The 7,338-nt window shown below is 39.6% G+C and carries 8 protein-coding genes; 1 reads left to right on the plus strand and 7 read right to left on the minus strand.

The window, feature by feature from the left end; all coding sequences use genetic code 11:
- Window positions 1–221 precede the first annotated feature (221 nt).
- The 7 genes from B2V92_RS10550 to rsmI form a co-directional block, all read right to left on the minus strand.
- Window positions 222–638, minus strand: a complete 417-nt coding sequence (locus B2V92_RS10550; RefSeq protein ID WP_293307627.1) for an OsmC family protein — start codon at window positions 636–638, stop codon at window positions 222–224.
- 209 nt (window positions 639–847) lie between these two features.
- On the minus strand, window positions 848–1,597 hold the full coding sequence (locus B2V92_RS10555) for a M57 family metalloprotease (RefSeq protein WP_293307629.1): 750 nt from the start codon (window positions 1,595–1,597) through the stop codon (window positions 848–850).
- A gap of 108 nt (window positions 1,598–1,705) precedes the next feature.
- Window positions 1,706–2,242, minus strand: a complete 537-nt coding sequence (gene lspA, locus B2V92_RS10560) for a signal peptidase II (protein WP_293307631.1) — start codon at window positions 2,240–2,242, stop codon at window positions 1,706–1,708.
- Between the two features lie 2 nt (window positions 2,243–2,244).
- Complete coding sequence (locus B2V92_RS10565; protein WP_293307633.1) at window positions 2,245–2,754, minus strand: hypothetical protein; 510 nt, start codon at window positions 2,752–2,754, stop codon at window positions 2,245–2,247.
- Entirely contained in the window at window positions 2,739–4,367 is a 1,629-nt protein-coding gene (gene lnt / locus B2V92_RS10570) for an apolipoprotein N-acyltransferase (protein ID WP_293307635.1), read from the minus strand. Before lnt ends, B2V92_RS10565 begins: the two co-directional genes overlap by 16 nt.
- A gap of 124 nt (window positions 4,368–4,491) precedes the next feature.
- The gene (locus tag B2V92_RS10575) at window positions 4,492–5,139 is read right to left on the minus strand and encodes a PH domain-containing protein (RefSeq protein WP_293307637.1); all 648 of its coding nucleotides are present in this window, start codon (window positions 5,137–5,139) and stop codon (window positions 4,492–4,494) included.
- Window positions 5,140–5,178: 39 nt separating this feature from the next.
- Window positions 5,179–5,892: a 16S rRNA (cytidine(1402)-2'-O)-methyltransferase gene (gene rsmI, locus B2V92_RS10580; RefSeq protein WP_293307641.1), complete on the minus strand. Its 714-nt coding sequence runs from the start codon at window positions 5,890–5,892 to the stop codon at window positions 5,179–5,181.
- 110 nt (window positions 5,893–6,002) lie between these two features.
- Between rsmI and serS the strand changes: the two genes are divergently transcribed.
- Window positions 6,003–7,274, plus strand: coding sequence for a serine--tRNA ligase (gene serS, locus B2V92_RS10585; RefSeq protein WP_293307639.1), 1,272 nt, complete (start codon window positions 6,003–6,005; stop codon window positions 7,272–7,274).
- The last annotated feature ends 64 nt before the right edge of the window (window positions 7,275–7,338 follow it).

Here is a 7,338-nt window from a genome sequence, read left to right on the forward strand (position 1 = left end):
CAGGGAGAGATCTATCTCGGGACAGATTTAGCTTCGCTGAGCACTTACGTGGTTCTCGACTTTGCTGCGCTCCGCTTCCATTGACATACTCCAATAAAAAATGTCGTCATTGCAAGGAGGAACGACGAAGCAATCCTTCAACGATCGCTAGGTATGAAATTAATGTTTTTTTACCCACCTATAGTCGTAAGATTACTTCGTGCCTCGCAATGACGATAAATTTATGCTAAAGTAGCATCAACTGTAATTGTTGTATTCAATAATTTAGAGATTGGGCAGTTTTTTTCTGCATCTGCAACCAGCTCATCAAATTTTTCCTGTGTTAAATCGGGTACAGAAGCAGTTAAAGTTAAGTGCGATTCTACAATTTCACCTTTAGACGGATCAAGGTTGATTTCGCATTTGGTTTCTAATTTAGTTGCAGTAAATCCAGCTTCTGTTAGGTTGGCAGATAGTTTCATGGTGAAACAGCCAGCATGTGCAGCAGCAATTAATTCTTCAGGATTTGTTCCTACACCTTCGGCAAAACGCGAGTTAAAAGAATATTGGGTATTGTTTAAAGTAGTGCTTTGTGTGGTAATGTTTCCATTGCCATCTTTGATAGAACCTTGCCAAACGGCAGTTGCATTTCTTTTCATGATTGGATTTATTTTGGTTGTTTCTAGATTGTTTAACAGCTAAAGATAAATATATGTTTGTTGAAACAATGGAATTCTTTGTTAAGAAATCTTCAAGCTAAACGACGTCATTAAATGTGATTGAATAGGGCTTAAAAAACAGAAGCTGCCTCAGCGAAGCAGCTTCTGTAGCATTACGATCTTTTTAGGTTATTTTATCTGATTTTTAATTATAAAGGGTACAATACTGCAGTGGCCTGTTTATCCTTCGCAGATAAAACCGTAGCACCGCTTCCACATTGCCCGCCATTCATTAACGATTGCGCATCGGTTCCGCCAACCCCTGGTACATTGGTAGTAGTAGATTGGTTGGTGTGTTTAAATGAAATGGTATGGCCAAATTCGTGTGTGATGGTTCTTGTACGTTGTGCAAGTGAATTGTTTTTGATCAGGTTTTGGTTGATCCAAACTGTATTGCCTGCTTTGCCATTGGATGTAGACAGATAGGCCTGCCCACAGGTAGAACCCCCGATTGTATTGTCAACCTTGATCAGGATATCATATATTGTACCGGTTGTGATTACAAATTTGAGTTTGGAATTCGGTACTGTATTCCATTGGTTAATGGCCGAATTAATCTCACTGGTCATGCTGGTGATTGATGGATCAATTTTGACACGGATGTTGGTGCTGTTGGTTACAATATAGCCATTGTAATATTGCTCCGTTATCGATTTTCCATTATCAGCCGGTATTTCCATTTTTTTACTGAATACGATGTCACCGTCAGCTACATAGTTATCCCCGCTTTCTACAATTTGTGCATCTGTAAATCCAAGACTTTTAATGTAGGCAATAACTTTTTGATTTTGTGTAGTTTCGGTTTCCGGGTCTGCCGGCATCTCACTTTTCTTCGAGCAGGAGATCATAACTGCCGATAGCAAGGCTATCACAGCAATTTTTTTCAATAGGTTTTTCATAGTTTAGGTTTTTAGTTTAGATCGTAATTTGCTGTAACTGAGTATTACATAATTAAATATAATACAAAAAATACAAATATGTATATTTAATACGTTTATTTTGTATTTTTAATCAGTAGTTTGATCTAGCTGTTCCTTGTCTACCTGTTGTTTTGCAGTATTGCTTTTAATGGATTGAAAAAGCAATATCCCGATTCCGATCATGATGGAAATATCGGCAAAATTGAACACACCTGTTTGGAAGATATAAAAATCCATGTGCATAAAATCGGTTACCGATCCATATATAATCCTATCGTAAAGGTTGCCAATACCACCGCCGATCAGGAAGCAAAGGGCAATCTGCATGGTAACCGGGAGATTCTTTTTGGCGAATAGGTAATATAGTCCGTAGCACAAAAATAAAAGTGGCAAGCCTGTTAAAATGATTAACCTGAAAAAGTATGGCATCTGATCGCCCAAACTTAAAAAAGCACCTGTATTTTCTACTTTAAGCAAAGTAAAGCGATCTTTAATGATGCTGATATGTTCATAATCACTGATCTCGCTACGGACAATTTTCTTCGAAATCTGGTCGCAACCAAAATTTAAGGTTAACATCAATACCAGAAAAGACCATCTGATATTTTTAAAATCTTTTGTCATGATCAGTTGTAGGTGGTTTCTGATTTTGGGATAATAAGGTCTTTACTGGCTTCAGGGATCAGCTTTCTAACATCACCTTTAAGTGGTGCGGTATCTAAAAAATACCAGTTTTTACCACCATTGTATGAAATTCCGAATAAGTAATTTTTTGCTTTAGCTTTCTTAGTACCCATTTGTATCTCAACAAGCTGTGGAATAATGCATTGAATGGTTTTACCACTAACCAGGCTCTGGGTTACTGAGCCAACTTCCATTTTTGTGAAGTTAATATTTTGATCTTCAAGGGCTTTCATGGAAGCTTTTAATCCCGCTGCTGCCTTTTCATTTCCACCCATAGCATTTACTACTTTAGGATGCGTAAAGGTCAATAAAGTTTTATAATCTCTCTTTTTTACAGCGGAAACCATTTCGTTAGCCTGCTTATTTAAATTGTTTAGGTAAGCCTGGGCATTTACAAACAGACTGCTTAACATAAACAGTAAAAAGGCAAAGTATTTTATTTTTTTATCCATTTTCTATAAGGTATAATTAAGGCTAAGATGATGGCTAAAACACTGCATATTTTAGCAATAATATCTCCGCTTTTTACGTAAAAAGTAATCTCGTCGTTTAGGTTGATGTTGGCTTTTAGTGCAGTTCTTGTCCACCACTTGGTTTGTTGTGTTATATCGCCACGTTGATTGATGAAACATGAAATACCTGTATTGGCCGAGCGCGCCACATCACGATGCGTTTCAATGGCCCTCAGTTTGGCGTACATCATGTGCTGGTCTTTACCGGTAGTATTTCCCCACCAGCCATCGTTGGTAATAATGGCGATAAATTGTGCGCCATCTTTTACCTCTTGCCCTATCCAATCGCCCCAAAGGCTTTCGTAACAGACTACAGGCGCAACGCCGATGCCGCTCTGTGCGTACAGTACACTTGGTTTATCCTGCCAGCCCCAGCCGCCCACTGTACCACCCAATTGGGCAAAAACGCCGTCCAGAAATGAAAAAACCTTCGGGAAAGGCATTTTCTCTACTCCTGGTACCAATTTAGATTTATGGTAAAACTGAACATTTGCCGAGTTTTCTACCTGCATGGCAGTATTAAAATTGTCGAAATAAATACCACTTTGATTATCAAATTTGGTCGTAATTGTTTTTTTATCCTGATAGGTCTTGATGCTTTCGATACCGGTAATCAAGGTTCCGTTTTTATATTTAGAAAGGAAATTTTGTAAAGTAATGAAATCGGTATTGCTTCTGATACGGTCTTCATCTGCATAGTTTGGAATCGCTGTTTCCGGCCAGATAAAATACTCGGTATTGGTTTGTCCGATCGAATCGGATAAGTATGTTAAAATGGCAATCTGTTCTGCAGGTGGAATGTTCTCCAGCTTTTGATAGGGATCGATATTGGGCTGTACCACAACCACGTTGCTTGGAGTGCCCTTCTGCTCGGCGTTGAAGTATTTTATAAGTGAAATGCTGATCGGGATAATCACCACCAAAGCCCAGATACCAAAGACTCTGAACCTTAAATAACCTGTTTGTGTTTTTAGTTTTTTATAGGCTTCGAAAGCTAAAATATTACTTGCTAAAATCCACAACGAACCGCCGTAAATACCGGTATGATCGTACCATTGTGCCAATTGGTGCATCCCGGCCAAACCATTGCCCAAAGTCATCCATGGGAAAGCGAGGTCCCAGGTTTGCTGTAAATATTCTAAGGCAATGTAAAAAGCGATCAGGCCCAGGTATGCTATCTTTTTGTTTACATACTTGCCTAAACGGTAGTATAACCAGAAAGCAAAGGTCATTAACAGTGCCCCCAAACCATAAGGGATTAATGAAACAAAAAAAGATACGATAGTTCCTATAAAGCCTGTATTATATGCACTTATGGCATTGTAAACCCAATAAGTTGATGCTGTATTCCAAACCAAAAAGGTTAAACCTGCGGTTAAAAAAATCCGTTTGCCCTGTTTTTTGCTCGCATCGCTGGCAATGCCATCAAGTGCGATAAACAGTGGTACCAGACCAATCAATAATAATGGCGTGGTAAAAGGCATTGGTGGCCAGGCCAGCCAAAGCAAAAATGCGCTGGCTAAGGCAAGGAGATAGGTTTGTTTAGATTTCATATAAAATTACTTGTCATTCTGACGCAGAAAGAATCTTTATGCGATGGAGAACCGACTTTGTTTTCGTTTTTGTAAGTACAGTGCAACTATGCTAGAGATGCTTCGTGCCTCAGCATGACAGTGTTTACAAACTATCTAAAATAGCTGACTTTTTAGCTTCGTATTCCTCCTGCGTAATCAGGTGTTTATCGTACAAAGTTTTAAGCTTACGTAATTTTAATGTGGTTTCGTCTTCCGGTTCCTCCACTACTTCCGCAATCTGAATAACAGGTTGCTCCAGCTCTGGTGTTGCTGCCGGAATTTCGGCAAAAGGCTGGGCGTTTAAGCTAATGGGAGAAGCCGTTGCACGGTTTTCTTCCAGTTTTTGCTGACGTAGCAATTCTTTATATTCTTCCAATTGCTGGTTGGCCGCCTGATGCAGTTTGCGGGCCTGTACTTTTGGAATATATTCTGTTACAATATTTTCGCCATGTTGTGGTACGCAGATGAATTTAGAACCGAAAAATTCTTCTTTGAAAGAAACTTCCTTAATGCTTTTCCACGAAATGTCTTTAAAATTCATGGTTAATCCCAAATTACCGGGTTCGCAATAAAATATGCGCTTGTTCGAAATCGCGATACTATCAGGCAACAAGTTTACGGCAGGTTTTTTCTGTACCGCCAGGTATAAAATTTCTTCGCCTGTAGTTAACAGGTCGTTTAATTTTCCAATAACTTTTTCAACCGCTTTCGGGTCTTGTTCGTCACTTAAAAATCTATCTATTGCAATCATAATATTTTTAAAATTGATGTGTTGTTTATGTTTTAAATGCTACTCTTCAGCATCATCATATTTGTTTTTGCTTTTAACATTGGGTTTCCCCGCTATGCAAATTACAAATTCTCCCTTTAATGTATTGTTTTCAAAATGTGATTTTATTTCTATCAAAGTACCGCGAACGGTTTCTTCGAACATTTTGGTGAGTTCTCTGCTTACCGAAGCCTGCCTGTCGGCACCCAGGTATTGTGCAAATTCTTCTAAAGTTTTTAATAAACGATGCGGACTTTCGTAAAGTATGATGGTACGGTCTTCTTCGGCCAGTTTTTTAAATTTGGTTTGCCGGCCCTTTTTTACGGGCAAAAATCCTTCAAAGCAAAATGCATCGGCAGGTAAACCCGAATTAACCAGGGCAGGTACAAAGGCTGTTGCGCCAGGCAAACATTCAACGGCAATATCATTTTTAATGGCCTCGCGCACCAGAAAGAAACCCGGATCGGAAATGGCAGGAGTACCGGCATCGGATATCAGGGCGATTTTCTGCCCTTCGTTTAAAAATTTGATGATCTCCGAAGTTGCCTTGTGTTCGTTATGCTGATGATGGGAAAAAACCCTTTTATCAATGCCGAAATGTTTAAGCATCGGCGCGCTGGTGCGGGTATCTTCTGCGAGGATTAAGTCGCACTCTTTTAATATACGGATTGCCCTAAAGGTCATGTCCTCTAAATTGCCTATGGGCGTTGGTACGAGAAATAGTTTGCCATCCATGTTAATGTATGATGTAAGCATGTATGATGGATGATGTAATTGTGTGAGTTTTTTCGAAACTCCTTACCCCAAACTCCAAACTCTTGCTATCTTTGCTAAAAAATTAAATAATGCTGCAAGTTAACTATATCCGCGAAAATAGAGAGAAAGTTTTAGAACGTTTAAGTATCCGTAATTTTAAACAGCCAGAACTGGTAGACGAAATCATTAAAATTGATGAAGACCGCCGTTCCACTCAAACTTCGCTGGATAGTATTTCTGCTGAAGCGAATGCAGCTGCCAAACAGATTGGCGATTTAATGCGTGCAGGTAAAAAAGAAGAAGCCGAAGCCATTAAGGTACAAACCGCTTCCCATAAGGAAAATATCAAAAACCTGGGCGATAAACTGAACGAACTGGAAACTGCACAGCACAACCTGATTGTTCAATTGCCTAACCTACCATATCATTTGGTAAAAGAGGGATCTACAGCAGAAGATAACGAAGTGGTTTTAACGCATGGCGAGCCAGCTAAATTGCCAACCAAAGCTTTGCCACATTGGGAATTGGCCGCTAAATATGATATCATTGATTTCGAACTGGGTGTAAAAATTACCGGTGCAGGTTTTCCGGTATATAAAGGAAAAGGTGCGAGATTGCAACGTGCATTGATCAATTTCTTTTTGGATCATGCTACTGCTGCAGGTTATAAAGAAATGCAGGTGCCACATCTGGTTAATGCAGCTTCGGGCTTTGGTACCGGGCAGTTACCGGATAAGGAAGGACAGATGTACCATTCAACTGTTGATGATCTTTATTTGATCCCCACTGCGGAAGTGCCGGTAACCAATTTATACCGCGATGTAATTGTTAAAGAAGAAGATTTACCGATTAAAAATACCGCTTATACACCTTGTTTCCGTAGAGAAGCAGGTTCTTATGGTGCCCATGTACGTGGCTTAAACCGTTTGCACCAGTTTGATAAAGTAGAAGTAGTACAGATTACGCACCCCGATAAATCGTATGAGACTTTAGAGGATATGAGTCAGTACGTTCAATCCCTGTTGCAGGAGCTTGGTTTACATTATCGTGTATTGCGCTTGTGCGGTGGCGATATGGGTTTCACTTCGGCTATGACATATGATATGGAAGTTTGGAGTGCTGCACAGGAACGTTGGTTAGAGGTGTCTTCTGTATCGAACTTCGAAACCTACCAGAGTAACCGTTTAAAATTACGTTTTAAAGGAAAAGAAGGCAAAGCACAACTGGCACACTCGTTAAATGGAAGTGCATTGGCTTTACCGCGTATTGTAGCTTCGATTTTAGAAAACTACCAAACCGAAAATGGAATTAAGGTTCCTGAGGCTTTGGTAAAATATACAGGATTTGATGTAATTGATTAGCCTATGGGCAACTAACGAAGTTTCGGTGAGGATTAAGCGGATAGGGAACTTAGTTAGTTTAGCA

Source organism: Pedobacter sp. UBA5917, assembly GCF_002432345.1.
Lineage (GTDB): Bacteria > Bacteroidota > Bacteroidia > Sphingobacteriales > Sphingobacteriaceae > Pedobacter.

Excerpts from the sequence above, each read along its gene's own strand:
- B2V92_RS10550 (WP_293307627.1), bottom strand. The coding sequence starts at position 638 with ATGAAAAGAAATGCAACTGCCGTTTGGCAAGGTTCTATCAAAGATGGC.
- B2V92_RS10555 (WP_293307629.1), bottom strand. The coding sequence starts at position 1,597 with ATGAAAAACCTATTGAAAAAAATTGCTGTGATAGCCTTGCTATCGGCA.
- lspA (WP_293307631.1), bottom strand. The coding sequence starts at position 2,242 with ATGACAAAAGATTTTAAAAATATCAGATGGTCTTTTCTGGTATTGATG.
- B2V92_RS10565 (WP_293307633.1), bottom strand. The coding sequence starts at position 2,754 with ATGGATAAAAAAATAAAATACTTTGCCTTTTTACTGTTTATGTTAAGC.
- lnt (WP_293307635.1), bottom strand. The coding sequence starts at position 4,367 with ATGAAATCTAAACAAACCTATCTCCTTGCCTTAGCCAGCGCATTTTTG.
- B2V92_RS10575 (WP_293307637.1), bottom strand. The coding sequence starts at position 5,139 with ATGATTGCAATAGATAGATTTTTAAGTGACGAACAAGACCCGAAAGCG.
- rsmI (WP_293307641.1), bottom strand. The coding sequence starts at position 5,892 with ATGGATGGCAAACTATTTCTCGTACCAACGCCCATAGGCAATTTAGAG.
- serS (WP_293307639.1), top strand. The coding sequence starts at position 6,003 with ATGCTGCAAGTTAACTATATCCGCGAAAATAGAGAGAAAGTTTTAGAA.